The sequence below is a fragment of the Flavobacterium nitrogenifigens genome (genome assembly GCF_003254565.1).
GTDB lineage: Bacteria > Bacteroidota > Bacteroidia > Flavobacteriales > Flavobacteriaceae > Flavobacterium > Flavobacterium nitrogenifigens.
The window spans coordinates 80,491-100,086 of the sequence record NZ_QJRI01000165.1; the positions used below are offsets into that span (position 1 = coordinate 80,491).

Genomic DNA, 19,596 nt, shown 5'->3' on the forward strand with positions numbered 1-19,596 from the left:
ATTTAAATTTTTAGATAAACAAATCTAAAAGCTACACTCTAAAATCAACAACTCAAATATGAAATTATCACACTTCAATTTCAATTTACCGAAAGAACTTTTGGCTGAATTCCCAGCAGAAAATAGAGATGAATCTCGTTTAATGGTAATTGACCGTAAAAAAAACACAATCGAACATAAAATGTTTAAAGACGTGATCAACTATTTTGATGACGGAGACGTTTTAATTCTTAATAATACAAAAGTTTTTCCTGCACGTTTGTACGGAAACAAAGAAAAAACTGGAGCGAGAATTGAAGTTTTCTTATTAAGAGAATTAAATTCTGAGCAACGCCTTTGGGATGTTTTGGTTGATCCAGCTAGAAAAATCCGTATTGGTAACAAACTTTATTTTGGTGATGACGATTCATTAGTTGCTGAGGTAATTGATAATACAACTTCTCGTGGTAGAACTTTACGTTTCTTATACGATGGTTCTTACGAAGAGTTCAGAAACAAATTGACAGAACTTGGAGAAACTCCAATTCCTAAATACATCAACAGAGAAGTAACTGCTGAAGATGCAGAAAGATACCAAACTATCTATGCGAAAGAAGAAGGAGCTGTAGCGGCACCAACTGCTGGTTTACACTTTTCAAAACACCTTTTGAAAAAATTAGAAATCAAAGGAGTAAATTTTGCCGAGGTAACTTTACACGTTGGTTTAGGAACTTTTAACCCAGTTGAGGTTGAAGATTTATCTAAACACAAAATGGATTCTGAGGAATTAATCATTACTCAAGAAGCTTGTGATATCGTAAACGAAGGTAAAGCAAAGAAAAAACGTATCTGTGCTGTAGGAACAACTTCTATGCGTGCAATTGAAAGCTCTGTTTCTTCTGCTAATACTTTAAATCCTTACGAAGGATGGACAAATAAATTTATTTTCCCTCCTCACGATTTCAGTATTGCAAACTGTATGATTACAAATTTCCACACACCAAAATCAACATTATTGATGATGATTTCTGCTTTCTGCGGTCATGATTTAATGAAAAAAGCATACGAAGAAGCGATCAAAGAAGGATACAAATTCTATTCTTACGGAGACGCGATGTTAATCTTGTAATTAACATTTATTATATAAAAAGACCCGACTAGTTTTTATAACCTGTCGGGTTTTTTATTTGTTTCAAGTTTCAGGTTTCAAGTTTGACATTCGTTGAGAAATTTAAACGCAAAGAGCGCAAAGTTTTTTTGCTCAGTATGTGTTTACCAGAAACAAAAGAACGCAAAGCTTTGCGAACTTAGCGTTTATAAACGTTAGCCTTGAAAAAAAGACTTTGCGAACTTAGCGTTAAAAAACACACAAAGCATATCAACCTGAAACAAAACAAACAATTTTTGTTATTTTAGCAGGCAAAACAAAAACACAATGACTTTTCAAAATACACGCGAATTTGCACGAGAGCTAGATTCGAAAGACGCATTAAACCACTATCAGGATCAATTTATTTTTCCGAAAGTAAATGATAAACGAGTAATTTATTTCACTGGAAACTCATTAGGATTGCAGCCGAAACGCACCAAAGCCTATATTGATGAAGTAATGAACGATTGGGCAGAATTGGCTGTTGAAGGTCATTTTTATGCTGAAAAACCTTGGTGGGATTATCAGGAAAGATTTGCAGAACCGTTGAGCAAGATTGTTGGAGCGCTTCCGTCAGAAGTTACAGTAATGAATACTTTGACAGTAAATCTTCACTTATTGATGGTTTCATTTTATCAGCCGACTAAAACGCGTTATAAAATTATCTGCGAAGAAAAAGCTTTTCCATCAGATCAGTATATGTTTCAAAGTCAAGTGAATTTTCATGGTTACAAACCTGAAGATGCGATTGTAGAAATTAAACGCAGAGAAGGAGAACATAATATTCGTCTAGAAGATGTTTTAGCCAAAATCGAAGAAGTTGGAGATGAATTGGCTCTAGTTTTAATTGGCGGAGTAAATTATTATACAGGACAAGTTTTTGATATTAAAACCATAACTGCTGCTGGACAAAAAGTTGGAGCAAAAGTGGGTTGGGATTTGGCTCATGCTGCGGGAAATATCAAATTAGAACTTCACGATTGGAATGTAGATTTTGCGGCTTGGTGCAGTTATAAATATATGAATTCAGGTCCAGGAAATGCTTCTGGTTGTTTTGTTCACGAAAAACATCACAATTCAAATTTGCCAAGATTTGCAGGATGGTGGGGACACAACAAAGAGCGCCGTTTTAAAATGGAACCTACTTTTGATCCTGTTCACGGAGCAGACGGATGGCAAATTAGCAACTTACCAGTTCTATCTTTAGCGCCATATTTAGCATCTGTAGAAATGTTTGCTGAGGTTGGAATGGATGCTTTAATTAAAAAGCGAGACCATATTACTTCTTACTTAGAATTTATTTTGCACGAAATTGATAAAGAAGTAGAAAGTACTTTCGAGATCATTACACCATCTAATCCAGAAGAAAGAGCTTCTCAATTATCGGTATTTTTGCACGGAGAAGGAAGAGCTTTATTTGATTATTTAATGAAAAACGGTGTCATTACAGATTGGCGTGAACCAAACGTTATTCGTCTTGCGCCAGTTCCTTTGTATTGTTCTTATGAAGATATGTATGACTTTGGACAGATTTTGAAAAAAGGAATTTTAGGGAAGTAAGAGTAATTGCTCGCAATCCCGATAGCTATCGGGAGCAAAGACGTAAAGTTTTTTTAAAGCCACAGATTAAAAGGATTAAAAAAGATTTTTTTTCAATAGCCTCCAGCTTTAGCTGGAGGTATTAAAGATGAAGTTAAGAGGGCTTTAGCCAAACTATACTTGTTTGGCTAAAGCCTTTTTCTTTTGATTAATTTTTCATCCAGCTAAAGCTGGACGCAATTGAACTTAAAAAAATAAAACTTTGCGTCTTTGCTCCCGATAGGTATCGGGATTGCGAGCATAAAATCATTTAGTTTAAAAAATAAAACTTAGCGAGAAACACCGCAGAAATCTTCAAATCTTATAAACTTTCTTAAAAATTCTGTAATAACCATTATAGCAGATATTAAGAACTTTGTGATGTATAATTATTTAAAAACTTATAATCATGAAAGGCTTATATATTTTATTGACCGTGATATTTTTAACTTCTTGCCAAAATCAAAGTAAAGAAGATATAAATAAAGCCAAACAAGCCAGCATTGATTCAATGAAAGTTGAGATTAACAAACAGCGTATTATCGATTCGATGAAGACTGAAATGGCAAAATTAAATGAAGAGAAGATCGAAGCTCAGAAAGAGAAAGTCGTTGTAGTACATCAGCAAGATGCAACAGCAGCTACACCAGCAAAAAAGAAAGGTTGGAGCGCAACTGCTAAAGGTGCTGTAATTGGTGCTGGAGTAGGAGCGGCAACTGGCGCAATTGTCAGTAAGAAAAAAGGAGAAGGCGCTATAATTGGTGGTTTAGCCGGAGCTGCAGTAGGAACTGGAACAGGAGCTGTTATTGACAGTAAGAACAAAAAGAAAGAATAGTCTCTATAAAATAAAAACAAACCCCAAATTATTATTTAATTTGGGGTTTTCATTTTTAAACCAACTCTGAAACGGGAATTTTTATACCAACTAATTCTGATTTACAAGAATCGAGTTGATTCAGATCACCCTTAAAGACTGACGTCGATTCAAATAAATTTTTATAATACTCAATTCCATCTAACAGATTAGATTTAAAAGTAGTCCATTTTTTAAGTTGAGCTGTTGTAAGTTCTCCAGAAACAGATTGAATTTCGTTTCTAAAATATTCAACATACATTTTAAGCTCTTTTATAAACAAGTTTGGGCGCTCAGTTCTAATAACCGATTTGCCTTGATAAATATGCTGGATCATGTCTTTTAAAGAAACTTCCTGATCAAAATAAGCCAAGTTTGGTCCAGGGCAAATTACTACGCCTTGTGCCTGACCTTTTATTTTAATATCATTTTCTAGATATGAAGCATTAGCCAAACCAACGCATAAACATGATTTTTCGGTGATTTTGATTTTGCTTTTCTCGAATTCATAAGTAGATAATGAGTCTTTTTTTGCTTCTAATTCTTCGAGTTTTATATCCTGATATTTTTTTGAAGCTGTACAAATTCCATGTGGGTCGTATTCTTTGCTTAGCGCTAGAAACTTTTTCGGACATGAACTTCCTGCTTTATTCTCATGAATTCGTTTTTGCTTTAAAAATTCATTTGTAGTTCCTTTCAAAGTATTAAAAGGAACTCCTAAAGGTGAAATGTTACTTAAGTAAAAATCATCTTCTTTGGCATTCATCAACAAATTGCGAGTTTCTTTATCTACAGATGTTGCTTCAGGAACCAATAAAAATGGCGAACCCCAACCTACAGAATCAACATTGTATTTGTCTAATAAAAATTCATGTTCTGATGCAGTTCCAACACCGCCTTGAACCGTAATTTTTAAATCTAAAGGATTTTCAGGAATAGGCTGATTTTTGGCTTGTAAAGCTTTAATCATTAAATCGTGGGCCGATTGTATCAACTGATCTTTTTTCTGCTTGAATTCCTCTAAAATAGTGCCCAATAAAAGGCCATCAGTTGCAAATGCATGTCCGCCGCAATTTAATCCCGATTCGATTCGGTATTCTGAAACCCAAAGTCCTTTTTTGGCCAAGAAATTTCCTTGAATCATAGCTGATCTAAAATCACTTACTTTTAAGATGATTTTCTTTTTCAGTTCATTATTTTCATTCGGAAAAAAATCTTTGAAGTTTTCGAAATAGCCAAACAATCTCGGATTCATTCCTGCAGAAAGTACAACAGAAGATTCCAAATTACTCTTGGCAAAACCTCTTAACGCGGCATGGGCGTCATTAAATTCAATTGGAAGCTGTTCGTTTTTGATGAAATTATCTTTGTCTAATTTCGTCATAATATTGACATCAATTTCCCCTGGAAAAAGATGTGTTTCGATGTAATTTTGAATATTTTCCTTAAAAGCAATTCCGTCATCCAATAAATTTTGGAACCCTTTTTTAATATCAGAAGTATTCGGCAGCATCGACATGAAGTTTTCTAAAGCCGTTTTGCTTTCTGTCAATTCTGTTTTGAAATTTTCGAATTTTTCTTTTACAATTTTATCGACTAAATTTAAATAAGAGGTAATTCTTTCAGCGCGGTAGTCATGAAATTTTTGAGTAATTTCTTCGTAAGGAATGTTGAATTTTGTGCTGTAAAAATTACGCATCTTCTCAATCAGATCATCGTCGGCCAAAGCAACAACAGATGAAATTCCGTACTGCGCTACTCGAATAGGACTGTCAATTGTATAAGCAAGTCCCATTACCGGAATATGAAAAGTATGCAGATTATTTTTTGTCATTTGTATTCGGATTAAAATAGTGACAAATGAAAAAAAATATTTTCTCCTAAAACCTGATAAATGTCAGGTTTGCAGATTGGTTGCCACGAATTACACTAATTAACACAAATTGATTTTTTAAATCAGCCAATAAAAATTAGTGAAAATTAGTGTAATTCGTGGCTAAAAAAAACTCCTAAATCAAAATCTTCTTCAAAGATTCTGCAATGCTTCTCCACAAAAGATTGTAGAACGATCTGTCTTGAAGCCTCTCTACTTCAACTTCGGCAGTTTTGGCTCCCTCTTTTGAATCGTTTTTGACTAATAAATTAGCAACAGCCGTTTTTAGTTTTGCTTCTTTTTCGGGATTTTTCTTTTGGTATAATTTGACTGTGAGATCGTCATAATCTAAAGAAGCATTTCCTTTTGAGCCATTGTCATTTCCGTAGAAATTAAAACGGTATTTGTTAAAAGTTCCAGTAAAAGTGGTGTTGATATAGGGTTTGGTGAATCTTGTCATTCCCTGAACGTTAAAATTCGAAATCACGCCTTGAATATGAAATCCGTCACTTTTGTCTAGTGCATTAAAACTCCAATCGACATCAAGAGGAGAATTTTTCATAAAAATACATTTGACTTTGATTTTTACGTCGTCTATTTTTGTTAAGCCAAAACCGCTTTTTAAATTGGTCGCTTGCAGATTGAATTTATCGAAAGTTAAAACTCCTGGGCCTTTTGCAAAATCAAGTTCTTCTTCGTAAACCAGTTTCGATTTTAAAACTTGCAATGTGTCAATTTGAAGCGGAAATTTTAGATTTCGCAATAAATGATTGTAAAGATATTTTTTGCTCGGATCGTCTTTCAGCATTTTACCACGGTAAATATTGGCATCAAAATGATGAATTACAAGCGAATTTGCCTTGAAATAAAAGCGATTATTTTTGAAACCCCAGTCCATTTTTTCAACTTGAGCCGAATCAAATTTCAAATTGTAAATGTCTTTTTCTTTTTCAAGACGTTTTACAAATTCTCGGCGTTCAAATTGAGGCAGATTTGAGAAGTTGTTGATTTTTAAAAAATTCTTTTCGGTACTTATTTTTCCAATATTGATGTAATAGAAACCATTTGGTCTGTAAAACAAACTGTCGCAAACCAAGGCGTAGTTTTTATATTGAAGCGGAATTTTTTCTTTTAATGTAGCATCGGTAATTAATATTCCTTCCAATTTTAAAAGAACTTTTTTTATGCTGAAAATAGGTTTTTCTGTATCTAAAGAGACAACATCAACAGATCCGTCGTTGAGGTAAATATTAGAAACTGCAATAATTTTTCGAAAAGGATCAATAATTTCTTTTTCAATGCTTTTACTGTTATTGATTAATTTTTCGCCTTTTTTGTATAAAATGATTCGCGGTTTATTGATAATTATACTTTCTGCTTGAATGATATCCCGAAAAGCTAAATCCCAAATATTGAAATGTTTTATAGTGATAGATTCGATTTTCGAAAAAAGTCCATTTTTGCTATCTTTTGGTTCATTTTTCGGGCTAACCAATAAAGTCTGTGCGTTGATATTCCTAGAAAAAAGTGAGACTTCAATTTTTTCATAATTGATATTATAAGCCGTTTTATTTTTTTCGTGAATAATGATTGGAAGCTGTTTTTTGATCCAGTAATTCAATCCGATATTGGTAAGAATTACAAGGAGAAGCAGAGAAATTACTACAAGAGCTATTTTTTTATAGATGGACATTTATAGTATTAATTTTAAATACATAAATTTAGAGTTTTAAAGACGGTTGTCTCTTATAAAATTTTGCGGAAAAGTTATATCATTACAAATTTCATTTTTTTTAGAATATGAGAATAATTAAAAAAATTCTGTTGGCATTATTGGTTCTTATTGTGATTCTTGCGATTGGTTTGTGCGCTTATATTTTTCATTTAAAACCGAAATATGAAGGTTCATTAGAATTAAAAAATCTTGAGAAAGAAACCACAGTCTATTTTGATGATTTTGGAGTGCCTCATATTTATGCAGATTCTGAAAAAGATGCTATGCGAGCACTTGGTTATGTGCATGCGCAGGAAAGATTATGGCAAATGGAATTGTTACGCCGAATCGCGCCAGGACGTCTTTCTGAGATTTTTGGAGGTGTTGCGCTTAAAAATGATAAATTTTTTGCTGGAATCGGAATTGAAGAAGCTTCAGCAAAAGCGATTGCAAGGTTGGATAAAAACAGCGAAAGCTATAAACTGACTCAAGCTTATCTGGATGGAATTAATCAATATTTGGAGGAAGGAGTTACGCCGATAGAATTTAGTTTGGTTGGCGTGAAAAAGCAAAAGTTTACCATAAAAGACGTTTATAATATTTTCGGATATATGTCTTTTAGTTTTGCTATGGCGCAGAAAACAGATCCGCTGTTAACAGACATAAAAAACAAATACGGCGCTGCTTATTTGAAAGATTTAGGTATTGAAGGAGAATTCAACAATACTAGAATTAAAATCTCAAAAGAGAAAACTGAAGAATACACCGAGATTTCAAAATCTATAACTGCAATGCTGGATCAATCTCCGATTCCGCCGTTTGTTGGAAGTAATAGCTGGGTTGTCGGGCCTCATAAATCGAAAACTGGAAAAGTTATTTTTGCGAATGATCCGCATATCGGATTTTCTCAACCTGCAACTTGGTACGAAGCACATATTGTAACTCCGAAACATGAATTGTACGGTTGTTATTTGGCAGGAACTCCGTTTCCGCTTTTGGCGCACAATAGAGATTATGCTTACGGCTTAACGATGTTTGAAAATGATGATATTGATTTTTATCAAGAAAAAAACAAAGCAGACGATACTTCTCAATATCAGACACCGACAGGTTTTAGTGAATACGAGATCAGAAAAAAAACGATTAAAGTAAAAGATTCTTCAGATGTGATTTTGACAGTTAAGATTACGCGTCATGGCCCGATTATGAATGATTTTATAGATCGTTTAGAAAAGAAAAATCCAATCGCAATGTCTTGGACGTATACGAGAGAACCAATATTGATTCTAGATGCGGCTTATGGACTTTCGCACGCTAAAAACACTACGGATTTTAAGAAATCTGTTAGCTTAATTGCTGCTCCTGGGTTGAACGTAATGTACGGCGATGCCAAAGGAAACGTGGCTTGGTGGGCGAGCGGGAAATTGTATCGACATAATGAGGGAGTTAACACTCATTTAATTTTAGACGGTTCAAGCGGAAAAGATGATATTACGAAGTTTTTAGATTTTGAAAAAAATCCATTAGCTGAAAATCCAGAATGGGGATATGTGTATTCTGCCAATAATCAGCCGGAAGCTATAGACAATGGTTATTTATATCCAGGATATTATCTGCCAGAAGATCGCGCTAAAAGAATTTCTGGAATTTTAGATGCAAAATCAGATTGGGATAAAGAAGCCATTAGCAAAATGATTTATGATAATACTTCGAATGTTGCCGTTGAAACGACTAAAAACTTAATTGCAGCTTTAGATAATAAACCGCTTTCCTATAATGAAAAAGAGGTTTTGGGTGTTTTAAAATCTTGGAAAGGAACAACAAATATTGAAGATGTTGCGCCAACGATTTACAACAAATGGATTTATTTGTATCTGAAAAACACATTTGAAGACGAAATGGGCAAAGACAACTTCAATTTGTTTTTAGGAATTTCTTTAGGAAAACAAGTTATTGCCAACCAGATAAAAAATGAAAATTCGATTTGGTGGGATAATATCAAAACAAAAAATGTGAAAGAAACGAGAACAGAGGTTGTTTCAAAATCTTTTCATGATGCTGTTATTGCTCTGCAGAATCAGTTAGGAGAAAACATTTCAGAATGGAATTGGGGAAAAGTACATACGGTAGAACACGAACATCCATTAGGAAAAGTCAAAGCACTTCGTGGATTATTTAATGTTGGCCCTTTCAATTCTCCAGGTTCAAATGAAGTAATCAATAATTTGTTCTTCGGATTTAATGATGAAGGAAAATATTACACCAAAGGTGGACCTTCAACAAGAAGAATTGTCGATTTTGCCGATGTAGAAAATAGCTGGAGTATTTTGCCAACAGGTCAATCTGGAAATCCTTTCAGTAAACACTACAGCGATCAAGCCGAAATGTACAACGAAGGAAAGTTCAGAAAAATGAAATTGAATAAAGACGAAATCATAAAAACATCAACAAAATTGGTTTTAAAACCGAAGAAATAGTTTTTGGTTTCAGGTTTCAGGTTTGAAGTTACAAGTTACAATCTTTGTCAAAGTTTTGAACTTTGACAAAGATATATGCGCAAAGAAAAACTTTGCTCCTTTGTTACTTTGTACCTCTGAACCTTATTTCAAAAGATATTTCCCCTTCACAATATCATCCGCAAAAATGTTCAGATTATTAATAAGCACTTTATTATTGGTCATTACATTTTGGGTCTGATAAGCTGAGTCTTTTTCGTAGGCTTTTAATAAAGTTTCCAGTTCAACTTCATCAAAAACAACAAAACTATTGTAGATTGCATCCCTGAAATTTTTGTAATTGATGCTTTGGGTAACTTCCATTGCCTTTTGCTCGTTCCAACCTTCTTTTGCCGAAGCTTCATTTATTTTAGATAAGCAAAAATCAATCACATAGTTTTTATAACGTGCCGCTTCAACAATTTTATCAATTATAATTTTGTTTTGCTGACTTGGCATCAGAGGCTGATGGCTTTGCGATAAAGATTTAGAAGAAATAAAAAGGCATAGTAATACAGCTAATAAACTGTGATTTTTTAGATTTTTCATAGGTCATTCAATTATTTTGGGTGGGCTAAAATAGTATTTTAGAAAAATAAATCATTAGGTTTGAATGTCCCAAGTTGTAACAAAAAAAGCTCCGAAAAAATAGATTTTGAATCTGCTTTTTCGGAGCTTTTTTTTAAGAATTTAAGCTATAATTATCTGTCTTTATTTTTTAGAAAGTTCTTCTAAAACTTTTTTTCCGCCTTCATTTGTTGGATCTAGTTCAACAGATTTCTTGTAGTTGACCATTGCTAGTTTTTTATCTCCATCAGCCAAATAAGCTTCGCCTAAACTATCATAAGCATTTCCAGATTTTGGAAAAGTATCGACATTGATTTTGAAAACCTCAATGGCTTCTTTCTTTTTTCCAGTTTGCAATAATTGATATCCAACTCGGTTCATATCGCCTTCTTTAATAGCATAAGTTGGATCATTTTTTAGTTTTTTATAAGTATCTGTTCCTGCAATAACTCCTTTTTCATTATAAACATCTAATAAGTCAAGAGCTAATGATTTTTTCGGCTGATTAAATGGCTGATTGTATAAAATATTGCGAATTGCAGTATTCATTTCGCCTAAAACAGTTCCGCCAGTATTATTCAATAAAACAACAAGATTTTTATCTTTAGGAATGCGAGAGATAACGGTTTTAAATCCGTTGATTCCACCTCCGTGCTCAACAATAGTCAATTTATCGTTTCCGTTTGGCACTTCATAAGTTGACCATCCATATCCATAAAAAACATTCCATGCTTTAATGTAAGGTTTAAATAAAGATTCCATTGATTTTTCAGAAAGCAATTTATTGGTATAAAGCGCCTGATCCCATAAATACAAATCTTCTACAGTAGAGTATAAAGATCCTGCAGCGTACGGAATACTCATATCAATGTACGAAGCATTGACAATTTTCTTTCCTTCTTTTTCATAACCAGCAGCTCTGTTTTTTATAATAACTTCACTATGATCGTAGCCCGAATTTACCATTTTTAAAGGCGTGAAAATGGTTTCTTGTAAATTTTGCTCGTATGTTTTACCTGTGATTTTTTCGATAATGTAACCTAATAGAAAATAACCTGAATTGCTGTAATTAAACTTTTCACCTGGAGCGAATTCAAGTGGCAGACTAGAAAAAGTTTTTACAAAAGCTTCTGGAGTATAAGGATTTTTTGCTTTATCTCTAAGGAAATTTGGCGCGTTGGTATAATTTGGAATTCCAGATGTATGCGTCAATAAATGGTGAATCGTGATTTTATCGCCATTTTCTTTTGGATAATCAGGAAGATAAGTAGTAATTGGAACATCCAGTTTAATTTTTCCTTCTTCTGCCAGTTTTACAATTAATAGAGCCGTAAATTGTTTGCTGATAGAACCCAATCTGAATTTAGTATCAGGCTGATTCGGAATATTCCATTCCATATTGGCAGAACCAAAACCTTTTTTGAAAATTACTTTCCCGTTTTCGGATACTAAAGCAGAACCATTAAACTGTCCGTATTCGTTATATTTGTTTAAAAGCTGTTCAATTTGTTGTGCTTTATCTTGAGCAAATGTGCTAAAGGATGAAAATTGAAAAGCAACAAAAAGTGCAACAAGTTTGATTGATTTTTTCATAATGGATTGATTATGGTTTAAGATTAATGAATGATTCGATTTTGATTGATGATTGAAACTTCATAAATGGAATTATATGATGCTATAAAATCTTAGACGATTGATTTACGATTTGGTTTCACGATTAATCCATTTTTTTTTATTTTTTTTTCAGAATATAAAAAAGTAAGAGCACAGACCAGTTACTTTAAAAGTTGGCCTATGCTCATAACTAACAAATATTTTTAATGCTATTAAGCAGTCAAAATTTTACAGATGTATAATAATAAAAGGATAAAAAACTTTAGCATGTTCTTAGATTAGGGTTAATATCCAATTGAGGTAAAAATTATTTCGTTTCAATATCAACTATTTTCTGCCCATTTTCTCCGAGATAGTGCACAACAATATTTTCATAAACTTTATAGCCGTCATCAGCATTGGTAAAAATGACTAAACCTTGTTTTGTTTTGGGAAGCAAAATAAAAATAGTCTGAACACCTTTGTCGGCGCCACCATGTGAAAGAGCGTAGTTTTCATTTCCTAAGTCATAAATTTCAAAGCCTAACCCAAAGTATTTGTTTTTTTTGGTTTGAACTTGATGCGAAATCATATCCTCAAAAACTTTTTCACTTAACCCTTCACTGTTCATTACGCTCGATAAAAATTTGCCATAATCTTCAATTGTGGTCAATAAATCGTCGGCGGCATTTGCAGTTTTATTTTTTGTCGGTTCATAAGCATTGCCGTTTTTGTCAAAATTGACAGCATATCTCGAAAGATCTATTTTATCATTCCAAATTAATTGAGAATCGGTCATTTTTAAAGGTTCAAAAACTAATTCTGAAGCCAATTGATCTAATGTTTTGTGGAATTTTTTCTCGAGAGCTTTTCGCAAATATTCAAAACCTTCTCCAGAATACTGGTATTGTGTTCCAGGTTTAAATTTGAAATCTAATTTATTAGATTCGTTAAAAGATCTCCAATTTGGAAAACCTGTTTGATGACTCAAAACAATTCTCGTGGTTAGTAATTTTAAATTAGGATCTTTTGCAATATCTGGATCGATCCAATATTTGTACAATGATTCGTCTAAATCCCATTTTCCGGCGCTTACTAATTTTAAAACTGTTATGGCAGTTATAGGTTTTGTCAGCGAAGCTACATTCCAGATAGTATTATAAGGTGCTGAAACACCTTTTTTAAGTTCACCAAAAACTTTTACCTGTTTTAGTTTTCCGTCAGTAATAATTCCAATTCCTAAAGTAGGAACATTATTCTCTTTAAGCCATTTTTCGGTTTCTTGATCATTATCAAAAAGATTTGATATGCCAGCAGTAGAACTTGTCATTTGATGATTATAGCTCAGTGATCTTGCTAGTTTCCAATCTTTATTTTTTAAAAGCCAGAGATGAGTAAATTTGGCAAAACTTCCAGCTTGTTCTGCATTTCCAGTAGAGCTTTCATAAAAACGGTGCGTTCCCATTTGTATCGCGCCATATAAAACACCATTTTTATATAAAGGATAAATTTCTGTGCTTCCGTTTATTAATTCTCTTCGATAATTATATTTTCTTGTTGGAGAACAGATTCCATTTTGAAACGTTTTTAGAAATCTTGCTTTGTCAGAAATGCTGTCTTTGTCGTGATAAAATTCAAAATCTTCCGTGTAAAGATTTTCAAATTGTTTTATATCGCAGGTATTAAAACCAATGTCGAAAAGAAGACTGTCTTTTGACATAATGGTTTTATATAAAGCCGAACTTTTAGCTTCCTGAGAAAATCCAAATTGAATTTGGATGAATGAAATTCCAATTAAAAGAAATTTTAACCGAAAGTAAGATTGATTGATTTTCATTTGTAATTGATTTTGATTGATGATTTTGCAAAAGTAAATCAATCAAAACTCACAAAATTGTACAAATGCGAAAACTTATCTTTTATGAGAAAGAAAATAGGAATCAGGATCGAATGTTTTCGGAGTGGTTTTAGTCACATCTTTAAACTTTTTGATAAAATGTGACTGGTCAAAATATTTATTGTAGAGCGCAATATCGGTTAGTTTTAGCTTTTCTAAATCAGAACTCACCATTTGATCCACCGATTTTCTGAACTTTAGAATCTGAATATATTTTTTAATTGTTAACCCAGTTGCCGTTTTAAACTTAATCTGAAGCAATCGCTGTGAAGTTTTCAATACTGTACTGATTTCTGAAACCGAAATCTCTGAATCTTGATTTTTAATAATCTCACAGATTTTTTCAATGGTATTTTTCTCCGTATTTAAATCGGATAATGCTTCAAAATTAGTGTTGATTGTATTTAAAATAATTTCAATATTAGAATCAATCTGAATTTTAAAAGGCAATTCTTCAAGATTAATTTTGATAATAGAATCTGTAAAATCGCTTAAATCATAGTTAGGAAACAAGGAAAGTGCCCAAGTGTGAAGCTGAACAATTGTGACTTTCGTTTTTGGATGGATGTTGACTAAAACTTTGTTAGTCATTTGAGAACAAAAGTAAACGCCTTCATTCATTTCATATTTGGCTTTACTCGTATGAACTTCGATAGAATTTCCAGTTACAAAAGCGAGATTGAAACAGCCGTTTGGTAGAACGAGTTTGTTTTCGATCAGACTTTCGCCAATGCTGTTGTCCAAACACCAAATTTTATTGACGAATCTTTCAGTTTTTTGGGTTACGTAATGTTCTGAGTATAGTTGCATTTTAGTCTGCGATATGAATTCATGATCTGAAATCGCAGACTAAATTACAGTTTTCTGCATTATTGTTTAGGCAAACTCTGCAAAATAATCTCGTTTAGTATTTTTCCATTCCTCCTGAATAATACTGAAATAAACATCATCCTTACTGTTTCCGTCAGAATCAACATAATTATTTCTAAAAATGCCTTCTTTTACAGCACCCAGTTTTTCAATAGCTTTCTGAGACCTTAAATTTTCAAGATCTGCACTGAATTGTATTCTTCTTAATTGAATTTGTTCGAAACCAAAATCCAATAGCTCATATTTGCACGCTTTATTTAATCCAGTTCCCTGAAATTCTTTTCCATACCAAGTCCAGCCAATTTCACATTTTTGGCTAGCGTGATTTAAATAACCGTAACGAGTGCTTCCTGCAACTTTGTATGTAGGTTTATCTATAATAAGGAAAGGATAACAAATTCCGTCTGCTTTTTGGTTTAATGTACTTTTTATATAGTTTTCAAAATCTTGATCGTTTCGAATATACATTCCCATATATCTCCAAATTTCATCATCAAAAATAATTTCTTTGAGTTCTGTATTTCTTTTGCCTTCAAAAGGGATTAAAAGAACTTTTTCATTTTCTAAAATAATGTCCGATTGTAAAATTTCGCTGTTCATGAATTTTGTTTTTATAGAATGAATTAAATCGAAAGCGAAATTAGTTGTTTAATTTTTGCGAATAAATCAAATAAAATAACAATTTGTTATATTTTTAAAATGTCAAAAAACAGAATAATCTTTGTGAATCACTATTTGCAAACAATTTGTTCATTTATTTTAAGGGTCATGTACAATTATTAGTTATTTTTACGACCCAATATTAGATTTTCCCTCGATGCAAACATCATTAAAAATTGCTGTAGTTGGTTCTGGACTTGTAGGGTCGCTTCTGGCAATTTATCTTAAAAAAGCGGGTCATACTGTTCATGTTTATGATCGTAGCCCAGATATCCGAAAAATAAATTTTTCTGGACGTTCTATTAATCTAGCAATGTCCAACCGTGGCTGGAAGGCTTTGGATGCAGTTGGTGTTGGAGATTCGGTTCGAGAAATCGCAATTCCGATGGATAAACGCGCCATTCACTTGGTAGACAAATTAAATTTTCAGAATTACGGTCAAGAAGGCGAATCTATATATTCTATTTCAAGAGGAAAACTAAACCGAAAAATGATCGATCTTGCTGAAGAAGCTGGAGCCGAATTTCATTTTGAACAGAAAGTTTGGGACGTTACTTTGAACGATGCTACGCTTCATATTGGTGAAAGCGAAAGAGGCGAGTGGGAAGAAAGAAAATTTGATATGGTTTTTGGTGCCGATGGGGCTTTCTCTAGAATTCGTCACAGAATGCAGCGTCAGAGCATGTTTAATTATTCGCAGGAATTTTTGAATATGGGATATAAAGAATTGAACATTCCAGCAAATTCAGACGGAACTCATAAACTAGATAAAAACTCATTTCACATTTGGCCAAGAGGCGAGTATATGTTAATTGCACTTCCTAATCTTGATGGAAGTTTTACTTGTACTTTGTTTATGCCTTTTGAAGGAGAAAATTCTTTTGAATCATTGACAGATCGCAAAATGGTTGAAGATTTCTTCGAGAAAAATTTCCCAGATTCGATTGAAGTAATTCCAGAATTGGCAAATGATTTCTTTAAAAATCCAACAAGTACTTTGGTAACCATGAAATGTTTTCCTTGGACTTACGAAAATAAAATTGCCTTGATTGGAGATGCTTGTCACGCCATAGTTCCATTTTACGGACAAGGTATGAATGCTGGTTTTGAAGATATCACTGTTCTAAGCGAAATGATTGAAAAGTACCAAGACGATTGGAAGAAGATATTTTCAGAATATCAAATCTCTAGAAAACCAAATGCAGATGCGATTGCAGAACTTTCGTATCGAAATTTCTTAGAAATGAGTACCAAAACAGCAGATGAAAAATTCTTGTTGCAAAAGAAAATAGAAAAAGTCTTTTCAGATAAACATCCAGATAAATGGATTCCGCTTTATAGTCGTGTTACTTTTAGTGACCGCCCTTATGCCGAAGCTTTGGCTATCGGAGATTATCAAAACGGAATTATGGAAGAAGTGCTTCGAATGGAAAATATAGAAAACATCTGGGACAGCCCGGAAGTTGAAAACAAGATTTTGAAATTGCTGCAAAACGCATAACTTTTCAAATAATGTAAATTCTTTAGATTTAGTAAACCCGACAGGTTTTTAAAACCTGTCGGGTTTGATATTTACATACGTAATGGAATTCGCTATATAAATTATATAAATTATAAGCTTATATGGTTTAGTTGGTTAGTTTATTTTTTTAAGAATTTTGATAAAACTCCAAACACGCCTCTTATAAAAGTAGCGCTTGTTACAACTTTAAGAACAGATTTTGTAACTACTTCTGTAGTACTCGGTCCTGATTTTGATGACTTTTCTGGAGCCTGCTCTTCTTGCTGAGCTGCAGCCTCTGCGGCTTCTGTCAATTTTTTGTTTAAAATTTCAAAAGCACTTTCGCGGTCAATTTCTTCAGCGTATTTCTTAACAAGTTTCGATTTGCCATTTATTTCATCAATTTCAGATTGAGATAAAACATCCATTCGGCTCATTGGCGCACGCATCATGGTGGCAACAAGAGGAGTTGGAATACCTTTTTCGTTAAGCGCAGTAACCAAAGCCTCTCCAATTCCTAAACTTGTCAGCAATTCATCAGTCTTATAATAAGGAGAAGTAGGGTAGTTGTCGGCTGTTTTCTTAATCGCCTGACGGTCATTTGCTGTAAAAGCTCTTAGCGCATGCTGAATTTTTAATCCCAACTGAGCTAAAACACCACTTGGAACATCCATTGGGTTTTGTGTAACAAAATACAGACCAACACCTTTAGAACGAATTAATTTTACAATCGTTTCAATCTGCTCTAATAATGCTTTGCTTGCCTCATTAAAAATTAAATGCGCCTCATCAATAAATATAACTAGTTCAGGCTGTTCTGCATCTCCTTTCTCAGGCATTTTTTGGTAGATTTCAGCCAAAAGACTAAGCATAAAAGTCGAGAATAATTTTGGTTTATCCTGAATATCCGTCAAGCGGATGATATTAACGTAACCTTTGCCGTTTTCATCAATTCGCATTAAATCATCTGTTTCAAAAGACAATTCACCAAAAAACAAATCACCTCCTTGCTGTTCCAGTTCTATAATTTTTCTAAGGATAGTTCCAGTTGTAGCAGTTGAGATTTTACCATAACTAGCCGCAATTTCATCTTTGCCTTCCTCGGTTATATAGTTGATTACTTTTTTAATGTCTTTTAAATCTAATAAAGGCATTTGCTTATCATCGCAATATTTGAAGATAACCGCTACAACTCCGGCCTGTGTATCATTCAAGTCTAAAATTCGTGAAAATAAAACAGGCCCAAACTCAGAAACAGTAGCACGTAGGCGAACACCATTTTGTTTGGATAAAGACATTAGTTCAACAGGAAATGCGGCTACATTATAAGGTATATTTATTTTGGCATGACGTTCTGTAATAAAACCTTCTTCTTTACCCTCTTTAGCAATACCACTAAAATCTCCTTTAATGTCCATCATTAGTACAGGAATTCCTGCACTAGAAAGCTGTTCAGAAAAAACCTGAATTGTTTTGGTTTTTCCTGTTCCAGTTGCGCCAGCAATTAATCCGTGTCGGTTTAAAGTTTTTAGAGGAATTTTGACATGGGCTTCTGCAATTGGCTCACCGTCAAGCATTGCGCCTCCAAGTATAATACTATCTCCCTTCGAAGAGTACCCTGTAGTTATATCTGCAATGAAATTCTCTTTTTTATTCATGTTTTTATTTGTAATTTAGATTGTTATATGAGTATTTCTTTGTTTTTGGATACTTTTTATGTGCTTTTTTTTAGTAAGAAAAAGCTTTTTTTGATTGAAAATTTAATAAAAAAAAAATTCTCAGCTTTTTAAGAAGATATCAAAGGAATCTTTGAATATTTACTAAAACGTTGTAATTTTTCTAATTATCGTCCTTTTTTTTGTTTTATTTAAAAAATGATACCGGCAATTTAATGAGATATTTTTTAATTTGAAGTTAAATTTCGGTCAATTAAATTAAAAAAAGTTTTTTTATTTAAACTAAACGTATAAATTTGCTCCTCTACAAGTTAAATATAACTAAAAAATAAAAATTATTTAAAACTATTAAAATTAAAAAAAATGGCAAACGTTAAAGTTAAAAAAGAAAGCACTTCAAATGGGGGAGGAATAATTACAGGAATCATTATTGTAGCTTGTGTTTTAGTTGGGGTGTTTCTTTGGAAAGTGGTTATGGGAGATACTGCTAACTTCGAAGGAGGAGATGCAGAAAAAGGTCATCCATTAAACTTATTGGGTACAGTATATAAAGGAGGTTTTATTGTACCTGTATTATTAGGTATGTTTTTAATGGTTGTTGTTTTTTCTATCGAAAGATTTATTGTTATTGGTAAAGCTGCTGGAAAAACTAACCTTGACAAATTCATGAAAAGTGTTCAAGGAAGTATTAAAGAAGGAAACATTGAGGCTGCTATCGCTTCTTGCGATAAACAACAAGGTTCAGTTGCAAACGCAATTAAATCTGCTTTGGTAAAATACCAAGATGTTAAAAAAGAAGGATTCAATAGTGAAGAAGCTTCAGAAGTAATCCACAAAGAAATTGAAGAGGCAACTTCATTAGAAATGCCAATGTTAGAGAAAAACATGACTATCATCTCTACTTTAGTATCTTTAGGAACATTAGGAGGATTATTAGGAACAGTATCTGGTATGATTAAAGCGTTTGGTGCGTTAGCTTCTGCTGGTACTCCTGACCAAGCTGCTCTTGCTACTGGTATCTCTGAGGCACTTATCAACACTGCAACAGGTATCTCTACTTCTATCTTGGCAATTATTTCTTACAATTTCTTTACTGCTAAAATTGACGATTTAACTTACTCTATCGATGAGGCTGGTACTACTATCGTTAATACTTACAGAAAATTCAGAGGAAGTTTAAGACAATAATT

At 33.0% G+C, this 19,596-nt stretch carries 14 protein-coding genes; 6 read left to right on the forward strand and 8 right to left on the reverse strand.

The genetic code is table 11. The features are described from left to right. The first annotated feature begins 58 nt into the window (after positions 1-58). The 3 genes from queA (at position 59) to DM397_RS05275 (ending at position 3,542) form a co-directional block, all read left to right on the forward strand. On the forward strand, positions 59-1,108 hold the full coding sequence (gene queA, locus DM397_RS05265; RefSeq protein WP_111376525.1) for a tRNA preQ1(34) S-adenosylmethionine ribosyltransferase-isomerase QueA: 1,050 nt from the start codon (positions 59-61) through the stop codon (positions 1,106-1,108). A gap of 306 nt (positions 1,109-1,414) precedes the next feature. Further along, on the forward strand, positions 1,415-2,689 hold the full coding sequence (gene kynU, locus DM397_RS05270) for a kynureninase (RefSeq protein WP_111376526.1): 1,275 nt from the start codon (positions 1,415-1,417) through the stop codon (positions 2,687-2,689). A 427-nt stretch (positions 2,690-3,116) separates the two neighbouring features. Further along, on the forward strand, positions 3,117-3,542 hold the full coding sequence (locus tag DM397_RS05275) for a YMGG-like glycine zipper-containing protein (protein WP_111376527.1): 426 nt from the start codon (positions 3,117-3,119) through the stop codon (positions 3,540-3,542). Between the two features lie 55 nt (positions 3,543-3,597). Here DM397_RS05275 and DM397_RS05280 read toward each other — a convergent pair whose 3' ends face one another. Together DM397_RS05280 and DM397_RS05285 are read right to left on the reverse strand one after the other, a co-directional pair. Beyond that, positions 3,598-5,394, reverse strand: coding sequence for a hypothetical protein (locus tag DM397_RS05280; protein WP_111376528.1), 1,797 nt, complete (start codon positions 5,392-5,394; stop codon positions 3,598-3,600). 175 nt (positions 5,395-5,569) lie between these two features. After that, positions 5,570-7,126: a hypothetical protein gene (locus DM397_RS05285; RefSeq protein ID WP_111376529.1), complete on the reverse strand. Its 1,557-nt coding sequence runs from the start codon at positions 7,124-7,126 to the stop codon at positions 5,570-5,572. Positions 7,127-7,233: 107 nt separating this feature from the next. On the opposite strand from DM397_RS05285, the gene DM397_RS05290 reads away from it, so the two are divergent. Further along, positions 7,234-9,624 carry a penicillin acylase family protein gene (locus tag DM397_RS05290; RefSeq protein ID WP_111376530.1) on the forward strand — a complete coding sequence of 797 codons (2,391 nt, stop codon included), beginning with the start codon at positions 7,234-7,236 and terminating at the stop codon, positions 9,622-9,624. 123 nt (positions 9,625-9,747) lie between these two features. Here the strand turns inward: DM397_RS05290 and DM397_RS05295 are convergent, their stop codons facing one another. The 5 genes from DM397_RS05295 to DM397_RS05315 all read right to left on the reverse strand — a co-directional run bounded on the left by DM397_RS05295 (position 9,748) and on the right by DM397_RS05315 (position 15,169). Then, positions 9,748-10,191, reverse strand: a complete 444-nt coding sequence (locus tag DM397_RS05295) for a hypothetical protein (protein ID WP_111376531.1) — start codon at positions 10,189-10,191, stop codon at positions 9,748-9,750. 162 nt (positions 10,192-10,353) lie between these two features. Then, the gene (locus tag DM397_RS05300) at positions 10,354-11,802 is read right to left on the reverse strand and encodes a serine hydrolase (RefSeq protein WP_111376532.1); all 1,449 of its coding nucleotides are present in this window, start codon (positions 11,800-11,802) and stop codon (positions 10,354-10,356) included. A 328-nt stretch (positions 11,803-12,130) separates the two neighbouring features. Then, positions 12,131-13,639: a serine hydrolase gene (locus DM397_RS05305; protein WP_111376533.1), complete on the reverse strand. Its 1,509-nt coding sequence runs from the start codon at positions 13,637-13,639 to the stop codon at positions 12,131-12,133. 75 nt (positions 13,640-13,714) lie between these two features. Continuing rightward, positions 13,715-14,509, reverse strand: a complete 795-nt coding sequence (locus DM397_RS05310) for a helix-turn-helix domain-containing protein (protein WP_111376534.1) — start codon at positions 14,507-14,509, stop codon at positions 13,715-13,717. 66 nt (positions 14,510-14,575) lie between these two features. Further along, positions 14,576-15,169 carry a GNAT family N-acetyltransferase gene (locus tag DM397_RS05315; protein WP_111376535.1) on the reverse strand — a complete coding sequence of 198 codons (594 nt, stop codon included), beginning with the start codon at positions 15,167-15,169 and terminating at the stop codon, positions 14,576-14,578. Between the two features lie 217 nt (positions 15,170-15,386). On the opposite strand from DM397_RS05315, the gene DM397_RS05320 reads away from it, so the two are divergent. Next, positions 15,387-16,730 carry an FAD-dependent oxidoreductase gene (locus tag DM397_RS05320; protein WP_111376536.1) on the forward strand — a complete coding sequence of 448 codons (1,344 nt, stop codon included), beginning with the start codon at positions 15,387-15,389 and terminating at the stop codon, positions 16,728-16,730. Between the two features lie 140 nt (positions 16,731-16,870). Here DM397_RS05320 and DM397_RS05325 read toward each other — a convergent pair whose 3' ends face one another. Beyond that, complete coding sequence (locus DM397_RS05325) at positions 16,871-18,388, reverse strand: helicase HerA-like domain-containing protein (protein WP_111376537.1); 1,518 nt, start codon at positions 18,386-18,388, stop codon at positions 16,871-16,873. 381 nt (positions 18,389-18,769) lie between these two features. Here DM397_RS05325 and DM397_RS05330 point away from each other — a divergent pair, with 381 nt between their 5' ends. Continuing rightward, entirely contained in the window at positions 18,770-19,594 is an 825-nt protein-coding gene (locus DM397_RS05330) for a MotA/TolQ/ExbB proton channel family protein (RefSeq protein ID WP_111376538.1), read from the forward strand. The last annotated feature ends 2 nt before the right edge of the window (positions 19,595-19,596 follow it).